At 68.5% G+C, this 2,027-nt stretch carries 2 protein-coding genes; both read right to left on the bottom strand.

Translation table 11 applies throughout. The features are described from left to right. Positions 1-427: 427 nt before the first annotated feature. The gene (locus tag NM1_RS35810) at positions 428-1,213 is read right to left on the bottom strand and encodes a site-2 protease family protein (RefSeq protein WP_068030774.1); all 786 of its coding nucleotides are present in this window, start codon (positions 1,211-1,213) and stop codon (positions 428-430) included. Continuing rightward, complete coding sequence (locus tag NM1_RS35805) at positions 1,210-1,869, bottom strand: hypothetical protein (RefSeq protein WP_068030771.1); 660 nt, start codon at positions 1,867-1,869, stop codon at positions 1,210-1,212. Before NM1_RS35805 ends, NM1_RS35810 begins: the two co-directional genes overlap by 4 nt. Between the last annotated feature and the right edge of the window lie 158 nt (positions 1,870-2,027).

Below are 2,027 nucleotides of genomic sequence, written 5' to 3'. Positions count from 1 at the left end.
TCGCCGGGGGTACTGCGAGTGTGAGCGAGCTTGCAGGGTGTCCGGACCGGACAAGGGTTTTGCGGAGCAGGGCTTTGATGGGGTTGGGGGGTGGATGTGAGTGACCGGGGAGGGGACTGCGGGGTGTCCGATTCGTTCTGTGTGCGGGGGTGGTTGATCTTCGGGTAGTGGACTACTCGTGTTCGGGATGTGGTCCGGCCGTAGCGTTTTCATTGACCGCGCGACGAGGGGTGGCGCGGTTGGAACTTCGCGGAGGCGGCGGATGTCCGAGGGCCATATGGTGTGGTGGCCTACTGGGCGGGCGTCCGCGGCCCGAGCGAAGCGGGCCGCTCGGTTCACGAGGTCGGATCGGGCGGCCCTACCGGGAGGGGAAAGTTGGGGGGAGGTCCGGGCGGTGGTGGCGGTCAGGCGGTCGAGCCGGCTCTGGTCACATCCAGAACCAGGTGAGGCTGCTGCCGTATCGCCACCACCGCCACGGAACCCCGGACAGATCGAACAGGGCGTCCACGAGACTGTAGAAGGCGTCCCGCAGCGGCGGCACACCCCACAGCACGGCGAACAGCAGCAGGAAGCCCCACGGCTTCACCTGATCCAGTGACCGCCGGGTCTGATAGCTCAGCGACGGCTCCAACAGGCCGTACCCGTCCGTACCGGGCACCGGAATGAGATTCAGCACCGTGGCGATGATTTGCAGGTAGGCAAGGAAACTCAGGCCGAACCAGAACGCCGGATGCGAATCGGCCGAGCCGAACAGCCGCACGATCAGCAGCAGCGCCACCGCGCACGCGGCGTTCACCGCCGGGCCCGCCCCGCTGATGGCCCGCTGGGTGCGCGCGGAGAAGCTGCCCGACTGCAGGTACACCGCGCCGCCGGGCAGCGCGATCCCACCGACCGCGATGAAGATGATCGGCAGCACGATCGACAGCACGGGATGGCTGTACTTGAGCGGATTCAGCGTCAGATAACCGCGCAGCTCCACCTCGCGATCACCGGCCCGCCACGCGGTGTAGGCATGGCCGAATTCGTGCAGGCACAGGCTGACGATCCAGCCGAACACCACCATCACGAACACACCCAGCTTCGCCTGCGTCGACGACAGCTCGGCATCCCACGCGAGCGCGGCGCCGACCGCGGCGATCACGATGATCAGCAGGAACACCGGACTCGGGCGCACCGCACCCGACATGCGCCGGGCGCTGAACGGGCGGCTCATCGGACCAGCAGCCAGGGCTCGTGGTGGCGATAGAAACTCGACCGCGGCACCGTCCGGTCGCCGCTGATGCCGTCGCGGGTCACCAGCGCACCCGGCGAGCCCAGCTGCACCGCGCGACCGGCCACCCAGCGGCGTTTGCGCAATCCCCGCACCACCGTGGCCCGCACGCCGGGCATGTCCAAGGTCGGTGAAACATTCAGCGCCCCAACCTTCCCCGTGAACAGCCGGACATCGTCGACGTAGGCCTCGCCCTCCAGCTTCCCACCGTTCGGGCCGGTGATGGTGGCGCGGCCGACCAGCACCTTGCCGGTGTCGTCGCGGATCAGGGGGGTCGGGGTGGGCTTACCCTCGAGGGCGCGCTTGGCGGCCGAGGAACCGGTGCCGGTCTGATAGGCCCGGGAGCCGTAGGTGCGATCCACCGGCACATAACCGATCTCGACGCCCAGCCGCTCGGTGCGTAGTAGGTGTGTGAGCACCGTGGCGAGCCCGGCGTCCTCACCGAGCACGATCAGCCGCGGCAGACTGTCGGCGGCCAGCACCGGCAGCAGCTCGTCGAGTTCGGTGGCATCGGGCAGGGCGGCGGTCTGCGTCGTCGGCAGCGATGCGAGTGCGATCGGCACCGGAGCGCCGTTGCAGCGGAGAACATGAGTACTCAACTGCGGAACACCCTCCTCGGACCTGACAACTCCATCGTCCTCGCTGCGCTCGGCGGGCCTTTCTGGTCCGCCTTCCCCGAGCCACCATAGCTGTGCTTGTTGGCCGCCGCCTCCGGGTGGCGGGCTGGGTTTTTGGCCTCCGCTTCGCTGCGGCGGGT

The sequence above is a fragment of the Nocardia mexicana NBRC 108244 genome, assembly GCF_001613165.1.
In the GTDB taxonomy this organism is placed as follows: domain Bacteria; phylum Actinomycetota; class Actinomycetes; order Mycobacteriales; family Mycobacteriaceae; genus Nocardia; species Nocardia mexicana.
Note: the sequence above shows the minus strand (reverse complement) of the source record. Positions and strands in the feature narration are given on the sequence as shown.